17 protein-coding genes are annotated in these 23,637 nt (G+C 47.6%); 5 read left to right on the forward strand and 12 right to left on the reverse strand.

The annotated features are described in order from the left end of the window. Positions 1–79: 79 nt before the first annotated feature. The 12 genes from GA0116948_RS08705 to GA0116948_RS08755 all read right to left on the reverse strand — a co-directional run bounded on the left by GA0116948_RS08705 (position 80) and on the right by GA0116948_RS08755 (position 16,233). Positions 80–265 carry a hypothetical protein gene (locus GA0116948_RS08705; protein WP_089711190.1) on the reverse strand — a complete coding sequence of 62 codons (186 nt, stop codon included), beginning with the start codon at positions 263–265 and terminating at the stop codon, positions 80–82. A gap of 319 nt (positions 266–584) precedes the next feature. Beyond that, complete coding sequence (locus GA0116948_RS08710) at positions 585–956, reverse strand: hypothetical protein (protein WP_089711192.1); 372 nt, start codon at positions 954–956, stop codon at positions 585–587. 272 nt (positions 957–1,228) lie between these two features. Then, positions 1,229–2,827, reverse strand: coding sequence for a solute:sodium symporter family transporter (locus tag GA0116948_RS08715; RefSeq protein WP_089711194.1), 1,599 nt, complete (start codon positions 2,825–2,827; stop codon positions 1,229–1,231). A 4-nt stretch (positions 2,828–2,831) separates the two neighbouring features. After that, positions 2,832–3,848, reverse strand: a complete 1,017-nt coding sequence (locus tag GA0116948_RS08720; RefSeq protein ID WP_089711720.1) for a GntR family transcriptional regulator — start codon at positions 3,846–3,848, stop codon at positions 2,832–2,834. Between the two features lie 36 nt (positions 3,849–3,884). Then, positions 3,885–6,068, reverse strand: a complete 2,184-nt coding sequence (locus tag GA0116948_RS08725; RefSeq protein ID WP_089711196.1) for an alpha-galactosidase — start codon at positions 6,066–6,068, stop codon at positions 3,885–3,887. 51 nt (positions 6,069–6,119) lie between these two features. Continuing rightward, positions 6,120–8,111, reverse strand: coding sequence for an alpha-galactosidase (locus GA0116948_RS08730; protein WP_240619183.1), 1,992 nt, complete (start codon positions 8,109–8,111; stop codon positions 6,120–6,122). Positions 8,112–8,199: 88 nt separating this feature from the next. Then, on the reverse strand, positions 8,200–9,762 hold the full coding sequence (locus tag GA0116948_RS08735) for a RagB/SusD family nutrient uptake outer membrane protein (protein ID WP_089711722.1): 1,563 nt from the start codon (positions 9,760–9,762) through the stop codon (positions 8,200–8,202). A gap of 19 nt (positions 9,763–9,781) precedes the next feature. Continuing rightward, the gene (locus GA0116948_RS08740) at positions 9,782–12,922 is read right to left on the reverse strand and encodes a SusC/RagA family TonB-linked outer membrane protein (protein WP_240619184.1); all 3,141 of its coding nucleotides are present in this window, start codon (positions 12,920–12,922) and stop codon (positions 9,782–9,784) included. A gap of 442 nt (positions 12,923–13,364) precedes the next feature. Next, positions 13,365–14,150: a 3-keto-disaccharide hydrolase gene (locus GA0116948_RS08745; protein WP_089711202.1), complete on the reverse strand. Its 786-nt coding sequence runs from the start codon at positions 14,148–14,150 to the stop codon at positions 13,365–13,367. Between the two features lie 24 nt (positions 14,151–14,174). After that, complete coding sequence (locus tag GA0116948_RS21245) at positions 14,175–14,330, reverse strand: hypothetical protein (RefSeq protein WP_165798413.1); 156 nt, start codon at positions 14,328–14,330, stop codon at positions 14,175–14,177. 14 nt (positions 14,331–14,344) lie between these two features. Further along, complete coding sequence (locus GA0116948_RS08750; RefSeq protein ID WP_089711204.1) at positions 14,345–14,593, reverse strand: NUDIX domain-containing protein; 249 nt, start codon at positions 14,591–14,593, stop codon at positions 14,345–14,347. 332 nt (positions 14,594–14,925) lie between these two features. Next, positions 14,926–16,233 carry a PAS domain-containing sensor histidine kinase gene (locus tag GA0116948_RS08755; RefSeq protein WP_089711207.1) on the reverse strand — a complete coding sequence of 436 codons (1,308 nt, stop codon included), beginning with the start codon at positions 16,231–16,233 and terminating at the stop codon, positions 14,926–14,928. Between the two features lie 835 nt (positions 16,234–17,068). Between GA0116948_RS08755 and GA0116948_RS08760 the strand changes: the two genes are divergently transcribed. From GA0116948_RS08760 to GA0116948_RS08780, 5 genes are all read left to right on the forward strand, one after another. Further along, positions 17,069–17,866 (forward strand): HipA family kinase, encoded by a 798-nt coding sequence (locus tag GA0116948_RS08760; protein WP_089711208.1) that lies wholly within the window; start codon positions 17,069–17,071, stop codon positions 17,864–17,866. Then, complete coding sequence (locus GA0116948_RS08765; RefSeq protein ID WP_089711211.1) at positions 17,844–18,227, forward strand: DUF3037 domain-containing protein; 384 nt, start codon at positions 17,844–17,846, stop codon at positions 18,225–18,227. The genes GA0116948_RS08760 and GA0116948_RS08765 overlap by 23 nt, the downstream gene beginning before the upstream one ends. 335 nt (positions 18,228–18,562) lie before the next feature. Beyond that, positions 18,563–19,093: a gluconate 2-dehydrogenase subunit 3 family protein gene (locus GA0116948_RS08770; RefSeq protein ID WP_165798415.1), complete on the forward strand. Its 531-nt coding sequence runs from the start codon at positions 18,563–18,565 to the stop codon at positions 19,091–19,093. Positions 19,094–19,125: 32 nt separating this feature from the next. Further along, positions 19,126–20,841, forward strand: a complete 1,716-nt coding sequence (locus tag GA0116948_RS08775; RefSeq protein WP_089711724.1) for a GMC oxidoreductase — start codon at positions 19,126–19,128, stop codon at positions 20,839–20,841. A 441-nt stretch (positions 20,842–21,282) separates the two neighbouring features. Beyond that, positions 21,283–23,514: a TonB-dependent receptor gene (locus tag GA0116948_RS08780; RefSeq protein ID WP_205686101.1), complete on the forward strand. Its 2,232-nt coding sequence runs from the start codon at positions 21,283–21,285 to the stop codon at positions 23,512–23,514. Positions 23,515–23,637: the final 123 nt, after the last annotated feature.

Below are 23,637 nucleotides of genomic sequence, written 5' to 3' on the forward strand. Positions count from 1 at the left end.
CTGAAAAGCTTCTGCGTTGTTTTGCCATAGTACCCTAAATTTAAGTGACTAAATTGATTTAATAATTTAGTCCAGCCATTTAGGGGGTCAATACAGTATCATAATCAGCAGTATCTAAAAAAAGGAAAGAAATCTCGAAATACAATTGGCTTTCAGCATGAAATTTAACATAACCCCCCATTTTACTTTTAAATACAAACCCCAATTTCTCTAACTCGTTATCAATTACCAAACGAATTGCTTTTAATATGTCTTTTTGTTTCATTTTCAATGATGTTGAATTATTATTGCACTTCCAGTGGAAGAATTGTATCTAATTTCGTGCAATAAGATATCGTTGGCGGACATTCCATCGATAGCAGCTTTTTTAGCTGCTGGCCATATTCCTGCTGCTTGAAATATTCATTGTATCAGATTTATCAAATTATAATATTGTCCTAAAAATATATCCTTTTATCCATGTCGTGAATCTAATTTGGTTGCTTTATTCCCTTTGATCAATACCGGTAATGGTCCAATTATCGTAAATTAAAATTTCAGCAAAGCCTTTCACCTTCCTGATCTGATGGATATTATTTCAATGATTATTCGTAGTATTTCACAACCACATCAACCAGTTCAATCTCTTCTGCAGCAATATAAAATTGATCCAAGTCTTCCGTTGTAATCCGGAAAATATAGTTGCCTATTTCGACATGATATTTAAGATTTATAATATCCGCATCAGCCCCTTCGATCAACTCAATCATTTCCCTATTTATACTTGCATCAACGCTCCAGGAAAACTTACAATCCATTGCGAATACGTTCGTAAATTTTATCAAAAAGTTATGATAATAAAAAAAATCTTGACTAACTGCAATCGACAATACATTTTTGCAAAAAGAATAAATATATGCGTCTGCAAATTCCAATTGTCTAATTCTTTCATTTATTTGATCGACTATTTGCTTCATATAAAATTCTATTGTTGCGCAGGCGGTTCAGCCGGTCGTAGCCATGGCTGTAGCCCACCAGCATTCATTGGTAATACTTCTCTACGAATTTATGAGCACAATAACGTTTCAATTATTCTTTCAATCTGTATAGTATGCTTATAAATATTTCCTTTAACGTTTTACCGTCTTTAAAAAACTGGAAAATCTCCAAAATCTGGCTTAAAGATTCTGCTTCCCACGCATTTTTAGAATAGTCAAGTTTAAAGTGAGGCCGGGCAAAATGAGAGCTATTACCTCGCCAGCCCCCATGGCGAAAACAGTACAAACACCCCTATCATGGCGATAATCAGCAGCACTGCATACAAATGCCGGTACTTCCAGGGTTGCAGGTCTACCACGTTATTCCACTGCTGCACAAAAGGTACTGGCATGGGGCGCCATGCGCCAATGGCCAGCATTAGCAACACCGTCAGTACAAACAATATGGCCAGCACATGCAGGAAATGCAGCCCCGTGTCGATGAATAATTGCGAAGCTGCATACGTCAGGATAAAAAAAGTAAGGCCTATTTTGGCGGCAATGGCCGGCACCCTTTTATGCACCAGGCCTACCACCAGGATGGTGAATATCGGCACACTAAAAAAACCGCTTACCATTTGCAGGTAAGTATATAATCCCTGCTTCGCAAAAGCAATGAAGGGGGCAATGATCATGGCCAAAAAACACACCAGTAATTCAAAACGCTTGCCGGCATTTACCAACTGCCGCTCGGTGACCGGCTTTTGTTGCCAGGCTTTCAGGGGTTTGTATAAATTAAGTACAAAAAGGGTGCTGGTGCTGTTTAACCCTGCATTGAAAGTGGTGAGGGCGGCGCCGAAGGTAATGGCGGCCATGTAACCCGTGAGTACCGGCGGGCATACATCGCTTACGAACTGTGGGAACACCTCCGCCGTATTGTGCAGGTGGGTATAAAGCTGCACGGCGATAAGGCCCGGAATATTCAGCAAGAGGGGGGAAATAATTTTTCCCAACGAAGCCACGGCAATACCTTTCTGGCTCTCCGCAAGGTTTCTGGAAGCCAGGGCCTGCTGTACAATGTATTGTTCGGTACCCCAGTAATACAGGTTTACCAGCAGCATGCCCGTGAAGATAGTGGCAAACGGCACCGCATCATGAGGGCCGCCAATGGCGTTCAGGTGGGTGTTATGGCTGGTGAGCAGGGTATTAAATCCATGGGCCACACTGCCATGCCCCAGGTATTTTAAACCCAGATAAGGCAGTACCATGCCGCCGGCAAACATAGCCACGCCCAATACCGTATCGGAGATGGCCACGGCTTTTAGGCCGCCCAATACGGTATACAAACAGCCAATGAAGCCAATAAGCCACACCAGCAACCAAATGGTTTGCCAGTAACCGATATGAAATGTTTCAGATACATGAAACAACCCGTTGAACGCAATGGCCCCGCTATACAGCACAGAGGGCAGCATGTTCACGATATAACTCACCAGGAAAATTATAGAAACAAAGCGCTTGGTGCCGGCATCGTATCTTTCTTCCAGGAAATCGGGCGTGGTGGAAATGCCGCTGCGCAGGTATACCGGCATAATAAATTCCGACACCAGCAGCATGGCAAACACCGACGACAGCCCCCAGGCCATTACACTCATATTATTGGTGTACACCAGTTCATTCTCCCCAATAAATTGTACCGCGCTGATGTTGGTAAAGAACAGGGCGCCGCCCACTACCAGGAAACCCAGGTTGCGGTTGGCAAAGAAAAGGCCTGTGGAGGTTTGCAGGTTTTCCTTCCTGGTTTTATACCACGAGATAATAGCCACCGTCACCGTAAACAGGATAAAGCTGAGCACAGACGCTGCATTCATAATTTCAAAGCGAGTTTCGTCTTATAAGTGCTGTAGGAATCACCTCGTGAATGGGTTCCCGGTTCAGCACTGCCTGTGCCGCCAGTTTTCCCATCTCGGTGAAACTGGCGGAGTAAGTAGTAATGCCGTTGCCCACAATCTCTTTTACCGGTTCATCATTGTGCGAAAGAATACCAATATCCTTTCCTGGTTGCAGTTTTTTAATATTACAATCCTTTAATAAATTCCACAGCTCCGCATTTTCATTTACGTAATACACCACCCCTTTCTCCACCGATCCTGGAATATACTCCCGGAGTACTTGCCCATTGATATGATGTTTGCGGGTAAATTTTTGGAAGGAGCGCACAATTTCCGGCGGAAACAGGGAATCGGGGTTATGGAAAAACACCATCCGTTTGTAGCGCTTAATAACGTCTGCCAGTTGTTCAAAGATGGCAAAGGAGGAACGCTCAAATTCCTGCACCACATAATTGAAGTCGCCATCCAGCGGTTCAAAGCGGTCAAACATCACCAGTTTATTCCGGGGAATAGTACTGAGCAACGCTTTGGTGCGGGGATGGTGTACGGGTGAGATCACGTACATGCCGTACCGGCCTTTCACCAGCGACAGCATGGTTTCAAATACTTCGATGTTGCCATGATGAAAGAATACATCCAGGTGTACATTCACCCCCAGTTCGTTTCGGAAGCTGCGGTAAAACTGTTCCTGGAAAGTATCGATCGTATACATCAGCAAGGCCACTTTCAGGGATTGCTGGGTGTTATCGTCCGATACGAAATAGCCCAGCCGGTTTTTGGATTCAATGAGGCCGCGGCTTTGCAGCTCCCGGTATCCTTTGATGACGGTTTCCCTGGCATATCCCAGCCCGGAGATCATGGCGTTCACAGAAGGCAATGCATCACCAATGCCAACAATCCGTTCATCAATCGCATTGATGATGCCTTCTACAAACCGCTCGTGTTTGGAATAGGAAGGCAGATCATCCAGCTCCTGTATCTTTTCAAATATCGTTTTCATTGGGTTTTTATTTACTTCCATGCCCCTGCGCTTCCGTTAATCCACTGCTACCAGTTCCAGTATGCGGCTATTGAGCTTACCTGCAGTAAACACATCCAACCCTATTTTCATCAGGAAGTCGCCTGAATATACTTTATCATTGCAGGCGATGGTAGACGTGGTGCCAGGCATAAGGTTAATTTCTTTTACACGGTAATGCCTGGCTGGATGCAGGCCCTTTAATTTAACCGGCAGCAGGTTTTCTGCATAACGCGGATAAATATCATACGTGTATAATAAAGCCTGTTGCTGCGCCTCATTCACATACATTACAGCAGTATGGTTACTTTCATAAGGTGAAACAAGCCGGTACTGGTTGCCTTCGAAGTTAATATTTTTAACGCGATTATAGGTAGCTACGGCCGATTTACAAAATGCCTGTTCTTCGGGTCTTAATTCTTTTACGTTGATGTCGAAACCAAGCTTACACATCATGGCTACATCGGTACGGAATTTAATGCTGGCCTGGCTGTTCCAGCTAGTTACGTGGGCTACCATGGCTTTTGATGGGAAAAACTGGGAATATCCCCATTGGATAAACAAACGTTCTACCGGATCGGTATTGTCGCTGCACCAGAATTCTGTAAAATATTGAAGCCCTCCATAATCGGTACGACCACCGCCACCTGAACATAACATCATGGGCAGGCCAGGGTATTTGGCTTTAATGCGGTCCAGCACTTTGTACAAACCCCTTACATAATCTATATATAAATTATTCTGCCGGTCTTTGAGATAAGGGGAATAAATGTTGGTCACCGGGCTGTTGCAATCCCATTTCAGGTAGGCCAGATCCGGATTTTCAGTCATCAGTTTATCTACCACATTAAACACATGATCCTGTACGGCAGGGTTGCTCAGGTCCAGCACCAGTTGGTTACGGTAATAATAGCGCTCGCGGTTGGGCTGCATGATCACCCACCCGGGATGTTTTTCAAATAGTTCACTTTTTTCGCTCACCATTTCCGGTTCTATCCAGATACCGAATTTAACCCCGGCATTTTTTGCCGCTTTTACCATAGCAGGCACCCCGTTGGGCAGTTTGCTTTTGGTAACCTCCCAGTCGCCCAGGCCCTGTGTATCGCTGTGGCGGGGGTATTTGTTACCAAACCATCCATCATCCAGCAGGAACATATCTACACCCAGATACTTGGCTTCCACCATGAGAGAATCTAGTTTTGGCTCATCAAAATCAAAGCCGGTCGTTTCCCAGTTATTGAGCAGGGTTAAGCGGTCTTTGGTACCGTCTTTCAACTGGTAATTGCGCGCCCAGCGTTGCAGGTTGCGGCTGCCTTTGCCAGTGCCCTGGTCGCTCAGGGTGAATATAAAAGCCGGCGTGGTAAATACCTTTCCCGCATCGAGCTTGTAATCCGATGCATAAGGATTGATACCGGAAATTACGCGCAGGTGATTTTCATTATCTACTTCAAACGTGAAACGGAAATTGCCCGTCCAGGCCAGGGTACCCATTAGCACCTGTCCTTCGTTTTCCTGCGGCGTATCGCCCATGCCCACGGTGAAGAAGGGTGACACGTGCAGATCTGCCCGGGTGCCCAGTTTGGAGTCGATGATCTTCTTTCCGAAATTCAGCGGGGCGGTACTCATGTTTACTTCCCGGGCCCAGTCGCCGCTGAAGGTAGTGAGGAAGTATTGTGGCCCGTTCAGGTATAACATAGACGAGGCGTAACGGCTAATGGTCACCGGCTTTCTTTCGTCGTGGCTGATCTCCGTCCAGGCTTTAATGATATTTTCTTTAGCGAAGGTGGTATAAAACAATTTTACCTGCACCGGGTATACCTCATCTTTCAACAGGATCACCGTTTCGGTAACGTTGTCGTCTATTTGTTTTACCGTATGGGAAACGTATTTCAGCACGGTGGTCATATTGCCATCGTTGTGCTGGATGGCAAAGGCTGGTTCAAAAAAAGTTTCTGTACCAGACACGGGATAAGCCTCCCAGGCCTGCCCATCTGATTTGGATCTTAAGGTGGCGGATAGTTTGCCATATTCCGATTGATCTGCCAGCCGGGGACCCAGGTACAACTGATAGAGGCGTCCGTTGGCAGCGGTTTGCAATACCAGGTCCGTTTCGCTGGTGGATATACGAATGGTTTGCGATTTTACTTTTACAGAGGTTACAATGATAAACAGCAGCAATATGGAAAATACCTTTTTCCTCATGATTAAAATTTTATGAATGTTTGGGCCTGTAATCACCAGATGGATGATCTTTTACTGCGCATTTATTTTCAACAAACGCACGTCTTTTGCCGGAACAGTAAGCGTTGCGGCAGCATCGATACCGGTCTTGGACCATAAATCCCTTACCTGGTAAGGTTTGGAAGGGTCTAATCCCAATCTTTCGAGCGGAATTTTTAAGGTACGCGCATTTTCGGAATAATTGAAAATGGCATAGTAGGTATTGCCATGACCATCGCTCAGGGTAAACTGCTCTTCAGAGCGCTCCCCATTGCCTTCCACGGGGCGGAAGCTATGACCCTGGGCCAGGGCATTCACGGCTTCATTGGTTAAAAACTGCTTGGCCTTTTCTTTCCCTTCTTCACTCCCCTCTTTGCTAAAATCGTCTCCGGAAATAAATAACCCGGTGATCACTGCGGAAGTAACCCTGGCGCGATTTTCGCCCTCCGTGGCCTTTTGCAGCACCACGTGGTCGGCATCGTTATAGCGGTATAGCTGGTTGATCCACCAACCATAAGAAACGGCGTTCAAGGTATATTCAGTATCCTTCATCTTGTTCCAGGCATCGCAGGCAATGCGGCGCGATTGTGCATATTGGGCTGGGAAAATGGGTGCAATGGAAAGGTTGATGTACATATCGCCAAAGTATTGATCCAACAACTGCATGCCGTAGTTGTAGGCCTGTATACCGCTTTTCACGGTAGGGTTATACCATTTATCGGCACCCATAGCGCCGTGGGCCATGAAGTCTACTTTTACGTATTGGAACCCGCAGCGGTGAAACAAGGCCGATACGGCCTTCATGCGCGCAGCAATGGCAGGATGCGTAGGATCTATGGCATATGCCCCATCCAGATCCTGCGGCTGGCCATGGGCGTATAAATATACATCTTTGAATTTATAGGCAGGTGCTTCTTTGATGGTACCTTCCGGGTTTTTACCCCAGTCTGCAAAGGGCGTCCAGTAAATGCCCGCCATCTGTCCGTTGGCCTTACAATGGCCCACAAATGATTTGAGTTGTTCCTCCGTGAAGCTATCCCAGCCGGAGTCCAGGCCTATTACCACTTCATTGTCTGCATTGGCAAAGTGCTGGGGTTGCAGGTATGTTTTAAAGAAATCGGATACTTCCAGTGCTTTTTGGTAATTAATTTTAAACTGTAGCACACCCCAACTGTTCCAGCCCATGGGCATGGCTTTGGACCAGGCTTTCCTGGGTGTAAGGACGGCATTGGCAGCCCCGAATGTTTCCATGCCGGTACGCCAGTCGTTGAATACGCCGATCATTACTTTTGGTGATTGGATGATATGTCCTTCCCTGGCACCATGCGGCAACAGGTCGCGGGTGGTGGAATCTGCTGCGCCGCCATAGCAGGTTAGTGCGTAGGTAGGATCGTTTTCCGTTTTATGCATCACCACGGCCGATTTCCAAAAGTCATGATCTACTGCGCCTACTACCAGTCCTTTGCGGGTGGTGGTATTAAACACCGCCGTTGTTTCATAACTGGTCAGGCTGTTGAAGTCCAGCGGGTGCGATTGAAAGCGTACCCATTTATCGTTATCAAATGGTACGAATAAAGCGCGCAGGTAGCCAGTGCCCAGCGATTGCGTCATGTCTACCATATTTACGGGTGCCATGTAATTGGAGGCAATGGTGCCGGATTTGCTTTCCAGGGTGAAATCGGTGAGTACATAATCTTTGCCGGCATACTGGTAAAACGATTGTACCAACGTGGGCAGCTGATCGTCGCGGAAAATTACCTGCACCAGGGTGCCTTTGCCAAAAGCATCCCGTACCGGCTTTTGCAACAGTGTGCTGCCCGCATATTCGCGGGTGGTAACCAGTCGGCCATCCCATTTGTAAGTAGCATATAATTGAATATGTACACTGCCGGCAGCCCGGGTAATCTGTACCGACTTACTGGCTTTGTCATAGCTAATTTTCCACGGGCCAGGGGCGGCAGCCTTGGCCGCCTGCGCCCCTAACAGCAGGGCTACTGCGCTGGTCAACTGTAGGATTGATTTCAAAAAGTGCTTCATAACTTATCGCGCAAAAGCAGTCCCCATCATGGTGTAAAGATGACCGGGTACTGCGGTTTAAGTTTCCGTTTATCGCTTAGTTGTAACCAGGGTTCTGGTCTTCTGGTCCAATATCGCTATTCAGTTTCATTTCTGTATCGGGTATGGGGAATATGGTGTTATAATCCTGGATGGTACCGGATTGTTTAGTCCATTTGTTGCGGGCCTTCACCAGCTCTACAAACTTGCCGGTGCGGATGAGATCTATGCGCCGCCAGTCTTCTGCAAATAGTTCGCGGATACGTTCTTCCATGATATTGGTCCGGAAAGCATCCTGCGACATGGTTTTCCATTTTTTATCTTCTGGCAGTACACCACCCCAGGCACGGGTTCTTACTTCGTTTACTACGTTAACGGCATCCGGGGTTTTGCCTATTTCGTTGAGGCATTCTGCGTAACAGAGTTTAATATCACCCAGGCGCAATATGGGAATGTTCTTACCAGAGTTCCACATATTATTGATCTTCTCGTCGCTGTGACTGTCTGTGCGGAAGTCTTCGTATTTTTTTATGTGGGGCATTAGCTCATCGTAATCATTGCCCAAATCTTCCCAGGTAAGGTTTTGCAAGGTAGGTGTTACGCCATAATACGTAAAGTCGTAACGGATGCTTTCATCTTTCCGCAGATCGCCATCTTCCCATACACCACCATTGGCCACGGTTTCATAAGCATGTACGGTAGGTACAATCTTATCGTAACCAGAATAATAGCAGCCATCACCAAAGAAAGATTGCACCGCGCGGGAACCAATCTGGAACTGGATCTTATTATTGTTGGGCGATACAGGGCCAAACTGGAATTCCAGGATAGCCTCTGCCGAGTTGGCCTTACTATAATCCCACAGGTCTTTGTAGGGTACCAGCGAATAATTGCTCATCATTTTTTCGAAGCACTGGCTGGCTTTTGTAAAATCGCGCAGGCCGGTGGATACGGGTGCTGCCATATATGCCTTGCCCAGCATAGCCCATGCCGCGCCCAGCGTGGCGCGTCCGGGATCATTGGTGGTTGGGCAATAGGTGGCCGCTTTGGTAAGGTCGTCCAAGATAAACTTCCAAACATCGTTGAGCGGCTGGCGGCGGTCGCCCAGTTCAGCTTCTCGATCCAGGTCACGAATGGGAATTTCCCCCCAGTACATAGCCAGTTCAAAGTCTACGAAACCGCGCACAAAGCAGGCTTCCCCATATAAAGAGGCTTCCTTAGTGCCAGCGGTCAGGGAATCCTTGCCCAATCCACGGATAATCTTTGCAGCTTCATTTACCAGCGGCCAGCGGATATTCCATTGGTTGGCGTTGTAAGTAAGGGTAGAATTCAGGTTGGCATCGTAACGATCCAGGCCTCCCTTCTGCGCATCGCTTTTCATCTGGTAAGCACCTTGCTGTATTTCGTCGGTACCCATCATCATGATAGTACCCTGTTCATCTGTGCGCACTGCTTTCCAGTTGGCATAAATCCCTTTCAGGCTGGTTTCTACCAGGTCCAGGTCAGCATATACTTTATTCTCGTCCAGTTTAGTTATGCTTTGTTCGTCCAGGAATTTTTTGCAAGACGAAACCACCATGATTAATCCTGCTATGAGGGCCCATTTTATAGTACGTTTCATATTTTTTTTGCTTTTAGCATTAAAAACCAATATTCAATCCAAACACAAACATCTTGATCGGCGGATAGCCATAGTCGCCGGTTTCAGGATCCAACCCTTTGTAGTGCGTAAGGCAAAACAGGTTAGAGCCGGTAGCATACAGCCGCAGGTTGTTCAGGTGCCAGGCCGTGAGTAATTTCTCAGGCAGGTTATACGACAGCGTTAGTGCAGACAGGCGCAGGAAAGAAGCGTTCTGGATGGAGTAATCCATGTCGGAAGGATTATAGCGGTTATAGCTGGTATTGGCAATCACCCGGGGGATATTGGTATTGGTATGTTCGGGCGTCCAGCGGTTCAATAGATCGGCGGAAGCCATGCTTTCGCCCGTGCTGTTGATCAGGCCTTCATAATAGCTGCTGATCTTTTTGGCGCCGGAAGAATAGGTAAATACTGCATTCAGGCCAAATGCCTTATAATTCAGGGTAGTGGAGAAGCCGCCATAAAATTTAGGATCTTCTTTCGCTACTACCGACAGGTCGTACTGGTTTACAATGCCATCGGGTTTACCATTGGGGCCGGAGAGGTCTTGTGCAAAAAGATCGCCCAAAGCAACGGTTTTGCCATTGTAGTTCAGATGCTCCCACTGTGCACGGTTGCTTTCCTGTGCAATGCCGCCGGAGCGTAAGGTATAAATCGTGTGCAACGATTTGCCCAGGAAGATATTGCCTTCGCGCTGTATGGCGTTGCCACTGATGTTATATATTTCTGTGGCATCGCCATAGAGCTGTTTCACCGTGTTTTTATCAAAGGATATGTTGGCGGATACGGACCAGTTAAAATTTTTCTTTTCGATGATCTGGCCATTCACAGAAAACTCCATGCCTTTATTGTTTACCCGGCCAATGTTCTGCCATTCTTGGGTATAACCTGTGGTGGTGGCCAGGGAGCGGTCTAGCAAGAGGTTGTCGTTGTTTATATAAAATGCGTCCGCAGTAACGGTCAGGCGCGATTTAAAGAAGCCCATATCCAGGCCCAGGTTGCTTTGTTTTTGTTTTTCCCAGGTGATGTCCGGATTGCCCCGGCGGCCATCATTCACAATCAGCGCATTGCCATTGTCTACCTTAGAACCATACAGCGTTTGATACGCGTAGTTATTGATATCCTGGTTACCTACCACGCCATATCCCACCCGCAGTTTCAGGAGGCTAAAGATGGAGGAGTTTTTCATGAAATCTTCCTGCGTAACATTCCATGCAGCAGATATGGAAGGGAACAGGCCCCAACGGTGGCCGGCTGCAAAACGGGAAGAACCATCGTACCGCGCGGTGGCGGTCAGTAGGTATTTATCTTTATAGCTGTAATTCACCCGGCCCAAAAAAGAGAGCAGAGAATATTCATAAAAATCAGAACCCAGCACCGATTTCTCCACGGCGGCCGCACCGCCCAGGTCGTGGTAGGAAAGGTCGTCGCTGGCAAAACGGTCGCCTTGCGCCAAGGTATAATTGGAACTGCGTTTGCTGGAACTGGTACCCACCAAAGCGGTGAATTTATGATCGGTAGCAAAGGTAGTGTTGTAAGTAATGGTATTGTCCCACTGCCAGTAGGTATCGCTCCAGCGTTCGTGTTTGGCGCGCGCATCGCCATTGTAGTTGCGGATGGCTTCCTGTATGCTGTGCGGGGTAAATTCGAACCAGTCCTGCGCCCCGTAATCCAGCGAATAGGTGGAACGGATATCCAGGCCTTTGATGGGATTAATGTTCAGATAGTTGGAAGACGTAATACGGTTGCGGGTACGGTTACGGTCTATTTCCAGCGAGTTAAAGGGGTTAAAGTCATTATTATTCTGTTCCCCATGCGCGCGGTAGTAGGTAGTCAGGTAATCGGTTGTATACCGGGTTGCCGGGTCTTCGTAAGGATGATAATCGAGCAGCGGGTTGCCATTCAGTGCCTTACCATACACATCGTCGGAAGGCATATTATCGTTGGTGCGGGTAAAACCCGTGTTGGTACCAACTTTTAGCCATTTTTTCACATTGTAGTCTGCGTTAAAACGACCGGTGTATTTATCCTGTTTGGTTTCATCCACAACACCTTTATTGCCGGCATATCCAAAACTCAGGTAAAATACGCCCCGGTCTGACCCGCCGGAAAAACTAAGTGCGTGGTTTTGCTGAAAGCCGGTACGGGTTACCTGGTCCAGCCAGTTGTAACTTTGTTTTTTATTGTAGGTATCAAATTCCTGGTTAGAGAAGGCAATATTGCTTTTCAACAATGTATTGTATATATAATCCTGCCGGTTGGCCGTAGGGTTATCTTTCATATAGCCGTTGGCGTAAGCGTCGGTGCGCAGGGCAAAGAGTTGTTGCGCATTGAGTGTCTTCGGCATTTGGGTGAAGTTGGAAAAGCCTACCCAGGTATCGTAGGTAATCAGCCCGTCTCCTCCCCTCCGCTGGCCTTTCTTGGTAGTGATCACCACTACTCCATTGGCCCCCCGGGAACCATACAAAGCGGTAGCTGAGGCATCTTTGAGTACCTGCACAGAGGCCACATCATTTACATTCACGGCACTAAAACCGCCCTGGTTGTTTTCCATCACCACGCCATCCACCACAAATATGGGGGAAGAACCGGCATTAATGGTATTGGTACCCCTGATCTTGATGGAGGCATCGTCACTGGGGCGGGTACCGTTGCTGATAAAAACACCGGCTGCATTTCCCTGTAAGCCTTGCAACACATTGGTAGCAGGACGTTGCAGCAGGGCCTTTGAATCTACATTCACTACCGCCCCGGTGAGGTCCGTCTTTTTTACCAGCGCGCCTACCACTACCACTTCATCAACGGTAGCGGTAGCCTGTTTCATCTTCACCTGGAGCATAGTCTGTCCGGAAATAGGAAGCAACTGCGGCTCATATCCTACGAAGCTGAATTCCAGCGTACCGTTTTTATTGCTGGTGTTAATGGAAAAGGTGCCCTTCGCATCGGTAATGGCACCGGTTTGTGTGCCGGATAGTTTCACAGAAACGCCGGGAAGCGGCTCGCCCTGGATATCCGTCACAACGCCAGCAATCTTACCGCCGTCCTGGGCGAAAAGTGGTGCGCCAGCGAGTAGTATTACGCCGATCGACAGGAGCAGCCATAGCATTTTGGAAGCAATTTTTGCATGCATAACGTGTAGCATAAAGTGGTTTATAAAGGTGGCTTTTGGTAGGTATAACGTGCATAGATACGGCTACCCATTACAACTAAAGATGGGCATTGGCTGCATACATAACCGTTCTGGAAAAGTTGCTATACATACAACTAACTTGTTGATTTTCAAACGCGGTAGTGGAACTTATTGGTTTGTTCTATTCTGTTCTATCAGGCAAATATAGGGTTAGTTTTTAAAATTATTAATTTTTTTTACCCTGACAAGTGACCGCTATTTATATACCTAAAAAAAGGGCATAACACACCCTACAGATTGAATTGCAAAATTGGAAGTTTCCGCGGGGCTGACAGGAAATGATAGCGGCACCTATTCATAAAAAATCCCCGGCCACTTCCGTAACCGGGGCTATTTATTTCAATTGAAATTCGGCACTTTTAAAGGTGCTTTATTATTTTATAATGTTCATATCCTACAATTCCCGCACCCATATATTGCGGAAGCTGATCGGCAAGCTCTTGTCGCCATGTGCCTGCAATTTGATTGGAACAGCATCGTGTTTAACGGAGTAAGAAGGTTTGCCAATATACTGCGTGGGACCAAGCAGCTCGGTATTGTTCTGTACCAATACACCGTTAAATGATACGGTAACACGCGCCGGAGATCTTACCGATCCATCTTCGTTAAATACAGGGGCCGTCCAGATCACGTCATACGACTGCCATTCGCCGGCTTTCAGGGAAGGATTTACCAGCGGTGCAAATTGCTTGTAAATGCTGCCTGCCATCCCATTTACATAAGTCTTGTTTTCATAGTTATCGAGCACTTGCAGTTCGTAACCAGCATCACCCTTGCCCAAAGAAGCCAGGAAAACGCCGCTGTTGCCCCTTGCCTGGCCTTCGCCGGAAATGTCTGCGGGAACACGCCATTCAATGTGCAATTGGTAATTTTTAAAGGACTTTTTGGTTTCAATGTTGCCCAAACCGCTCTTGTTTACTGTAAGTATGCCTTTTTTCACGAACCAGTCTGCTGGTTTTTCCCGGTCTGCCGCAGATACCCACTGGTCCAGGTCTTTGCCATCAAACAGTACGATGGCATCTGAGGGTGCTCCTTCTGTGTTAACTTTGGCGGGAGTTACTTTGGCAGGCACGGGTGTCCATAACTCCGTGTCTTCCGGTTTTGCATTTTGCTGTGCTTGCGTCATCAGTGGCCCAAATGCTGCCATGGTGGCGATGATGAGCTTAAAGTTTTTTTTCATACTTCATTAAATTGATGGTATCCGTTATACCGGCCTCACAATGCTATCGCGGGCCAGCTTTTCAAAAACGTGTATAACACCTGCTACCTGGTGGGGTTCTTGCAGGTATATGTCAGGGCTAAAATAAGCAACTTCTTCAATTTCATGGCCAGGAATAATATCTTCCTCCAGGTGGTACATGAAACAATCCTGGTCTATCCACGCCCCGCCGGCCTCTCCTTGATGCGGTCATACAGCTTCAAACGGGCCAGGTTTAGCTCCACATTCAACTCTTCCCGGATTTCGCGCACCAGTGCCTCCGTGGTGGTTTCTCCTGCATACACCTCACCCCCGGGCAGGTACCAGGTGCCTTTATGCCTGCTGTATGCCAGCAAAAGCGCTTGATCCCGGATCGCCACGAGGCCTGCAGTGCGTAAAAAGGTAATAGATACTTCCGTTAAAATTGATTACAATTAAAATTTAAATTTATGCATAGCAACCGGTAACCAGCGCATCAATTATCGGAGTGATAGTACCTGTTTTCAGTATTATTTATATTGTGAATACCTGCTGAAAGAAAATCAGGGATGAACGATCACGATAGTTGATGATAATAAAACAGGATGGATGCCGCTGCATAAGTGGCGGCCCGTTTTTGCGGTAGAGGATAGTTAAGTAGAGGTATGTGGTGCCGGCCCAAATTGCTAGTATTTTGGTAGTCTAGCAAATGCCACGGATGATATGCATTTGGATTTTCTTTGTGAACAGCGTTCCAGGATGCGACCTTTTCGCCTTTTTAACGGGGTGGCTGCACGGCCGGCAATACCAGCACAAAACGGCTGCCCACCCCCTCTTCCGACTGCGCAAAAATAACTCCGTGATGGTTCAACACTATTTTCTGGCAAATAGCTAACCCAATGCCTGTACCCTCAAAATCGGCCTTGCCATGCAGGCGCTGAAAAATTTCAAAAATCCGGGCAGCGTGTTCCTGGCTAAACCCAATGCCATTGTCTTTTACCTCTACACGATAATAACAGGTGCCGGCAGCAGCTTCCGGAAACCAGACCCGGCCATCTGTTTCTACTGCCGTGATGCTGATCACCGGCTGCACCGCAGGGCGGGTATATTTTAAGGCATTAGATAACAGGTTACCGAAGAGTTGGGTCATCTGCAATGCAACGGCTTCTATCTCCGGCAAGGCCTGCACTTGCACCTGGGCATTTTTTTGTTCAATGAGTAAATCAAAATCCGCGCACACGCCTTCCATCACCTGTTGCAAACTTACCCGGGCAAAACCAGGCTGCTCATCAGCCAGTGCAGCATACGTCAGCAATTCTTTGATCAGCGCCAGCATGCGCGAAGCAGAGCGTTTAATGCGGGATATATAACCAGCGCTATGATCGTCCAGGTGCTGACCGAGGTGGCGTTCCAGCAACTGTGCAAAGTTGCTCATCTTCCGCGCCGGCTCCTGCAAGTCGTGGGAGGCGATGTAGGCAAACTGTGCCAGCGCCGCGTTAGAGCGTTCCAGGCTGCTGTTTACCTCCGTTAGCACGCGGGTACGCTCTTCCACCACTTGTTCTGTAGCGGCAGATAGTTTATTGACTACCTGCACTTTGACAGTTGTTTCTGTGCCAATTATCAACACACCATGAATGCAGCCATTGTCGCCATAAGCAGGGCCATAACTGAAAGTCCAGTAACGGTCTTCAATTTTCCCATTGCGGGGATAAGGCACGAGCTGATCTTCCCACCAAACAGGTTCACCCGTTTGCATCACCTGTAATAACAATGGGTAAACCTGTTGCCACTTGTCCAGCCACAAGTCTTCCCCGCATTTACCCACTGCAGGATGTATACCTTGCGCACCAAGGCTGGGCCGGAAGGCATCATTATAAAAACAGATCAGCTCATCGCCCCAGCACAGAAACATAGGTGAGGCCGCATGCAGCACAATGCTCAAAGTGGTGCGCAGTGATTGTGGCCACTGGTCCGGTGTACCCAACGTACTGGCGTCCCAGTTATAGGCCCGGGTGAGGGCACCCATTTCACCGCCTCCCTCTGTGAAACAAAATGTGTTGTTGGATTTATTTTCAGGCAACAGCATCAGACAAACTTGTTTAAATGAAGTCCGGACCTGGTGAATGGCCGGTATAGTATGCAACAGTACAAACAGCGCTTCCTAATTTCCGTTTTGATATAGCCATCTGTGGTGCCTGGCTTCCGTATATATTGAAAAATGGGATGATAGCAGCTGCTAATCAGGAAAACCACCGGTTTATCTTTTCAATTATCCCTACTACCTCATCGCTGCCAGCAACCACTCACCGTTTACCACAGGGAGATGCAAATCTGGAAAGATTAGGTCGGGTTGCAACTATTTGTAGAAAAGCAAATTCAATGCCTCGGCGGCACTGTTGAGCATACGCATGGTATATTTCAGCTGTGAATTTTCAGGATTATCAGCAAAAAGAATGGTAAGCAGGAGTATCTTACAGGAGCATGGTATTTTTTAGAGCAGGGGAGCTGAAGTTTAGTGGTGAAATATAGCTTCCTACAAACTCTTCAGAGGTTTGGGGAAATAGCTACCAGTGGTGAAAACAAAGGCATATGTGGAGCGGTAATAACCCATCCCATACTCCCGATAACTTGCCTACCCACGTCATATGGCGGGTGTGCATCAAAACTGGGCGGGTGGCTGGGTGCCGCACCCGGGTCGCCAGGCCTTGTGTTAAACTGGCTGGCACTGGTAAGGGTGGATGGGCTATCGGGCTGATAAAGCTTACGCGGTCTCCAGACCGGGCTGATGGCCGGCATTAGCAGGCTGGTTGCCGGGCAAACGGTTACCCACATTGTTGCCACCAGAACGGTTTATTGTTAGGTTGCGCGTTTACCCCATATCCGCCTTGGAGAAGGCTGTTTGTTCATTTACCTTTGCGCTCATGCAGGACAATGCTTTACAACTCAGAAAGGTGAATGTGATCCGCTACGTGACGCCCCTGCGGGAAGGCGGATCGCTGCCGGCCATCGCTGAAGCAGACGATGGGTTTTTATACGTACTTAAATTCCGGGGTGCCGGCCAGGGCCTGAAGGCCCTGATTGCGGAATTATTGGGCGGGGAAATGGCCAGGGCCGTGGGCCTGAAGATACCCGAGATCGTATTTGCCCAACTGGACGAGGCCTTTGGCCGCACGGAAGGCGATGAGGAAATACAGGACCTGCTGCGGGCCAGCGAAGGACTAAACCTGGGCCTGCACTACCTTTCCGGCTCCATTACCTACGATCCTACAGTAACGGTGATAGAATCCCTGCTGGCATCTAAAATCGTGTGGCTGGATTGCCTGCTAACCAATGTAGATCGCACCGCGCGCAATACCAATATGCTGCTGTGGCACCAGGAACTATGGCTGATAGATCATGGCGCCGCATTATATTTTCATCATTCCTGGGACAACTGGGCCGAACAGGCCATTCGCCCCTTTGCACAGGTGAAAGATCATGTATTGCTGCCACAAGCAGCAGACCTGGCCGCCGTAGACGCCCAGTATAAAGCTATCCTTACCCCGGCAAGGGTGCGTACCATCGTAAATACCATTCCCGACGAATGGCTTACCGGTGGCCCACAAACCGAACCGCCGGAAGTACTCCGGGAGGTATACTTCCAGTTTATCACCCAACGTATTGCCCATTCCGAAATTTTTGTAAACGCCGCTGCACATGCCAGACAAACACTTATTTGAGTACGCCGTCATCCGCGTGGTACCCCGCGTAGAGCGCGAAGAGTTTCTCAATGTTGGTGTAATCCTCTATTGCCGGCAAAAGAAATTTTTACAAATCCTGTTTACCATCGACGAGCGACGTCTGCAAGTATTTACCGACGCCCCCGACATCGGGGAGCTACGCGCCGTGCTGTGCGCATTTGAGCAGATCTGCCAGGGAACGGCCGCCGGCGGCCCCATTGGCCGGTTAGACATAGCTGCGCGTTTTCGCTGGCTTACCGCCACCCGCAGCACCATTGTACAAACATCTAAGGTACATCCCGGCTTTAGCATAGACCCGGCCAATACCTTGTTACGCCTGCACCAGCAACTCGTGTTGTAACAACTCAGGCCTGTACCTCCATTAATCAGTGGCCTACGCCCTTGCATTGCCCCCGGCGCAAATCCACCATGATCCCATTACGTTTTTTACTTCCCAGACTACATTATTGCGTGCAAATTACATACAGGCGACACAATTTTTATAGCAAGCTTAGGGCAAAAACAGCACTGGCAGCATGGCCGGGCGTACCCAGCCCCCTATCTTCCTGCCCTTCGTCACAATTTCCTCCTGCTTTATTCGTTTTTTTATTACCTTATCCGCTGTTCCGAAAGGAAGTATCTATCAAGGAAAGCTACCATGCGCAGCCAACCCGCGACGTTTACTAAATGTATGTTATGAATGTTTCCAGACGTGCTGCCCTCAAACAATTTGTGATCATCGCTGCCGGTGCAGCCCTGCTTCCCTCCTGTTTGTCACACAGCAAGAAAAAAATTGCCGGGTACGAAAAAGTACCCATCGACGAGGACCAACTGGCCCTGATGAGCGGCATTGCCCAGGTGATCGTACCCGATAATGCCACCCCTGGCGCCAAAGCAGTGCAGGCCGACAAGTATGCACTGACCATGCTCAATGATTGCTATAAACAGGAAGACCGCGAACGCTTTCTGAAAGGCATGCAACAATTTACCGACCAGGTACAGGCACAGTACAAAAAATCATTTACCGCCTGCACACCGCAGGAACAAACCGCCATCATTACCGCCGCCAACAATACTAAGGATGCGGCCACCAATGATGCTGCATATTTTTATCATACGATGAAATACCTGACCCTGCAAGCTTACACCGGATCGCAATACTTCCTCACCAAAGTACAGGTGTACCAGCAGATTCCCGGCAAATACATTCCCAGCCAGGCAGTGTGATTTTTTTCTTTTTTTAAATGCAATTACAAATCATGGGTAATACCAACGACTCTATACAAAACCGGACCTTCGACGCCATCGTGATTGGCTCTGGCATCAGCGGCGGATGGGCCGCCAAGGAACTTTGCGACAAAGGATTAAAAACCCTGGTGCTGGAACGTGGCCGCAATGTGGTTCACAATAAAGATTATCCCACCACCAACATGATGCCCTGGGAATTTACCCACCATGGCCAGGTACCGCAAGACATCGTAGACAAAAATCCCGTGGTGAGCCGCTGCTACGCTTTCCGCGAAGACGCTATGCACTTCTTCGTAAAAGATACCGAACATCCCTACATTCAAACCAAACCTTTCGATTGGATAAGAGGATACCAGGTAGGCGGCAAAAGCCTGCTGTGGGCCAGGCAAACCCAACGCTGGAGCGATTTTGATTTTGAAGGCCCGGCCCGCGATGGTTTTGCGGTAGACTGGCCCATCCGCTATAAAGACCTGGCGCCATGGTATAGTTACGTAGAGAAATTTGCCGGCATCAGCGGTGATAAAGACGGCATCGATGTACTACCCGACGGCGAATTTTTACCCGCCGAAGGACTTAACGATGTAGAAAAATATTTTAAAGGCGTGGTAGCCAAAAATTATGATGGCCGCCACGTGATCTATGGCCGTTGCGCCCACCTCACCGACCCGCAGGAAATCCACACCCAGCAAGGCCGCGTGCAGTGCCAGAACCGTACCTTGTGCCAACGAGGATGCCCCTTTGGCGGTTATTTTAGCAGCAATTCTTCCACCATTCCCTGGGCATTAAAAACAGGCAATATGACCCTGCGCCCCGATAGTGTGGTACAGGAAATTATTTACGACGATACTAAGAACAAAGCCACCGGCGTACGGGTGATAGATGCGCATACCAAGTCCGTGACCGAATATTACGCTAAGATCATTTTTGTAAATGCCGCCGCGTTCAATACGAACCTGCTACTCTTAAATTCTACCTCCCGCCGCTTTCCTCAAGGACTGGGCAATGACAGCGGTGTGCTGGGTAAGTATGTGGCCTTTCACAACTACCGCGCCCACATTAACGCCATCTGTGAAGACGAAAGATTTAAGCACCTTAACGATGTAGGCCGCAGGCCCACCAGCGGTTACATACCACGTTTCCGCAACGTACACAAACAGGAAACCGACTTCCTGCGCGGGTATGCAGCAGGCTTTGGCGCAGGTCGCGACCTCCAATACAGTACAGATGGTTTTGGCCAAGAACTGAAGGACCAACTGGCGTCTAAAGAACTGGGCCCCTGGTACGTAGGCTCTCACATGATGGGGGAAACCATCCCTAAAGTAACCAACACCTTATCGCTGGACCCGAATAAAAAAGATGAATGGGGCATGCCCCTGCTGGATATCAATATCAGCTACGACGACAATGATGAAAAAATGGTGAAAGACTTCCAGGAACAAATGACCGAAATGTACACCAAAGCAGGCTTCACCAACATCCGTGTAGATGACTCCAAACAGGCACCTGGGCTGGATATCCACGAAATGGGCGGCGCGCGCATGGGCCTGGATCCTAAGACTTCCATACTAAACAAATGGAACCAAATGCACGCCTGCGAAAATGTGTTCGTAACCGATGGCTCCTGCATGACCTCTACCTCCACTCAAAATCCTTCCCTCACTTATATGGCACTCACAGCAAGGGCCGTAGATTACGCCGTGGGACAGTTAAAGAAGGGCGAAATATAATTTCCCTTAAAACCCATTCATTAATCAAAGAGGCTGTCTTCTTCATAAGGAGGCAGCCTTTTGTTATAGTAGCGATATTTTTTTATCGAAGCAATCGTTTTTTCAATAATACGTTTCATAAATTTTTTCCCGATTAGGAAAGTGAATATAGGATCAGTAGGTTACTTTTCAGGAATTGATCCCGCCTTCAGAAAGTTTTAATATTACCTGTATTAACCCACTGTTACACAAGCCCCCCAGCTAAGTAACGCTCTTACCATACCCTTGTTAATTACACATTCCTTTAGCCGGTTGCCCTTCATCTATAAGCCAAAAACTTTTTTTCAAGGTGAGTAAAGTGTGTTAACAGTCCACCATAAGTACTATACAATTTTTCCTGATCTCGAAAATGAGCCGGCTTTCCAAATACTACTTTTGAGAAAATTGAAACCAAATAAAAAAATGAGTAGCATTTACAAAAAATTATCCCTTTTCTCAGCCTTCATTATTTCAGGAATAACCGGGTGGGCACAAACAGCCACCCAAAGCGATAGTATCACTAATCTGGCTGAAGTGGCGGTGGCATCCCGTAAAGTAAGCAGGATTGCTGATATAGCAGGAACCGTATGGGTTCTGGGTGAAAGCAGGATACAGGAACAGGCCAAAAATGGCGTTCCCTTGAAAGAAATGCTTGGTATACTCGTTCCTGGTTTGGACATAGGTGCACAGGGACGTTCCAACTATGGGCAAAATCTTCGGGGCCGTTCCGTACTGATAATGATCGATGGTGTATCCATTAATAGTTTAAGAACCATAAGCCGCCAGTTGGATGCCATTGACCCGTTTAACATTGCCCGCATAGAAGTTTTGTCTGGTGCCAGTTCCATTTACGGAGGCGATGCTACCGGTGGTATTATCAATATCATTACCAAGAAAGCCTCCCATATGGGATTTGGTGGCTCCACAGAAGTGGGCGCCCGTGCTGGCTTAAGACATTCGGACGATCATGATTGGCGCATTGCACAAGCTATACAGGGCATGGGCCGTAAATGGAGCGGCAGGGCTGCCATCAGCTACCAGCAAAACGGCGCTTCTTATGGAGGCAATAATGAACAGATCTTTACAGACATTACCCAAACCGACCTGCAATATAACAGGACGATCAATGTAATGGGATCCGGAAGTTATAAATTTAATGATCAGCATTCGTTGACGGCAACAGTACAATATTACGATTCAAAAACAAATGGCGACCGTAGTTTGTACCTGGGCGACAGCCTGAAAGCCTATGCTACCGGCAATGGATCTTTACTTGCTATGAAAGATGGATTCCACTCAGACATCGTTCCAAAAACAGAACGATATATGGCTAATCTGGCTTATACCGGGAATAATATATTAGGTGGCCAAAGGCTGTATATTCAAGGAGCTTACAGAACGGAAAGACTGGATTTTTACGCCTTTCCTAGCACTACCATCCTATCGTCTGGCGCTTCCTCTTTGTTTATGTCGGCCTCCCGTCAAAACACAAATTATGGAGGTGCTAAAGTGGTGCTTTCAAAAGACTGGAACCGGTTTGGCCTGATATATGGCGTGGATGCCGATTTCGAATCTTTTACTGGCAACCAGGGGCTGTTTGATATTTCGGAGTCATTAACTTCCGGTGGCCTGGTGAATAAACAATTCGCCACGGTGCCTCGTTACCCGCATGTTAAAACCACCACCTTAAGCGGTTATCTGCAAGGCTCCTTTAAAATTCTTCCCGTATTACAATTGGATGCAGGAATACGTTACCAAAATTCAGATATCCATTTGGATAATTTCATAGCCTACAAGCAAGCTGCTTACATTGCCTATGGCAGGGGCAAAACGGCCAGCGCCATACCTGGTGGGTCTAAATCCTACGACATGGCAATTGCCAATGCCAAGCTGCTGTACAAACCATCGGTAAATGACCAGGCATGGTTCTCATTTTCCCAGGGAGTTTCGCTGGCAGACCCTGCCAAATATTTTGGTACAGGAACCTATAAATATAACACCACTACAGAAAACTGGGACTTATCTAAATACTTCAGCATTGATAACGCGGCGCTGCAAGGTATAAAAACCAATCTCTATGAAGTTGGCTACCGCTCGCATCATGGTGGCTTTAATGGACAGGCTTCTGTTTACCTAAGCCAGTCTAACAAAGACCGCAGAACAGATGGCACCACTTATCAGGTGCTGATCTATGACAATAAGGTAAGAACAATGGGCCTGGAAGGCGCGGTATCTTACACGATTAAACACGTTGAAATTGGCGTTAGCGGGCAATGGATCATCACCAAAACGAAAACAGATTCTACGCATTGGGCCAAGCAGAATATAGCTTATGCTAGTCCTTCTAAATTGGTGTCCTATATCAGTTATGGTATTGGGAAGTGGAATTTCCGGTACCAGAACACCAATAGTTTCAATTTAGGAGATGAGGACGGCAACGAGCTGAAAGCATTTAACCTGAGTGATCTTTTTGTAGGTTATAAGTTACCTGTGGGCAAAATAAATGTTGGGGTGCAAAACCTGATTAACACAAAATACCAGACTATCTGGAGCCAGCGGTCCACAGTATTGTATGCAGGCTATAAACTTCCGGAAATGTTTTATTATCAGGGCCGGGGCCGCACCGTTTCTGTTAATTACTCCATCGATTTTTAACCTACTTACAGGGATACTTGCCTACATAAACCACCTAAGTATCATGAAGGGCTAATGGCCCATGCATCATAACGGGGAGGCTGTTTCATTCATTTATGAGACAGCCTCCTTTTTTTATCTTAC

This window comes from Chitinophaga costaii (genome assembly GCF_900094705.1).
Lineage (GTDB): Bacteria > Bacteroidota > Bacteroidia > Chitinophagales > Chitinophagaceae > Chitinophaga > Chitinophaga costaii.

Coding starts and splice junctions, on each gene's coding strand:
- GA0116948_RS08705 (WP_089711190.1), bottom strand. CDS start 265: ATGAAACAAAAAGACATATTAAAAGCAATTCGTTTGGTAATTGATAAC.
- GA0116948_RS08710 (WP_089711192.1), bottom strand. CDS start 956: ATGAAGCAAATAGTCGATCAAATAAATGAAAGAATTAGACAATTGGAA.
- GA0116948_RS08715 (WP_089711194.1), bottom strand. CDS start 2,827: ATGAATGCAGCGTCTGTGCTCAGCTTTATCCTGTTTACGGTGACGGTG.
- GA0116948_RS08720 (WP_089711720.1), bottom strand. CDS start 3,848: ATGAAAACGATATTTGAAAAGATACAGGAGCTGGATGATCTGCCTTCC.
- GA0116948_RS08725 (WP_089711196.1), bottom strand. CDS start 6,068: ATGAGGAAAAAGGTATTTTCCATATTGCTGCTGTTTATCATTGTAACC.
- GA0116948_RS08735 (WP_089711722.1), bottom strand. CDS start 9,762: ATGAAACGTACTATAAAATGGGCCCTCATAGCAGGATTAATCATGGTG.
- GA0116948_RS08740 (WP_240619184.1), bottom strand. CDS start 12,922: ATGCTACACGTTATGCATGCAAAAATTGCTTCCAAAATGCTATGGCTG.
- GA0116948_RS08745 (WP_089711202.1), bottom strand. CDS start 14,150: ATGAAAAAAAACTTTAAGCTCATCATCGCCACCATGGCAGCATTTGGG.
- GA0116948_RS21245 (WP_165798413.1), bottom strand. CDS start 14,330: ATGTACCACCTGGAGGAAGATATTATTCCTGGCCATGAAATTGAAGAA.
- GA0116948_RS08755 (WP_089711207.1), bottom strand. CDS start 16,233: ATGCTGTTGCCTGAAAATAAATCCAACAACACATTTTGTTTCACAGAG.
- GA0116948_RS08760 (WP_089711208.1), top strand. CDS start 17,069: ATGCAGGACAATGCTTTACAACTCAGAAAGGTGAATGTGATCCGCTAC.
- GA0116948_RS08765 (WP_089711211.1), top strand. CDS start 17,844: ATGCCAGACAAACACTTATTTGAGTACGCCGTCATCCGCGTGGTACCC.
- GA0116948_RS08770 (WP_165798415.1), top strand. CDS start 18,563: ATGAATGTTTCCAGACGTGCTGCCCTCAAACAATTTGTGATCATCGCT.
- GA0116948_RS08775 (WP_089711724.1), top strand. CDS start 19,126: ATGGGTAATACCAACGACTCTATACAAAACCGGACCTTCGACGCCATC.
- GA0116948_RS08780 (WP_205686101.1), top strand. CDS start 21,283: ATGAGTAGCATTTACAAAAAATTATCCCTTTTCTCAGCCTTCATTATT.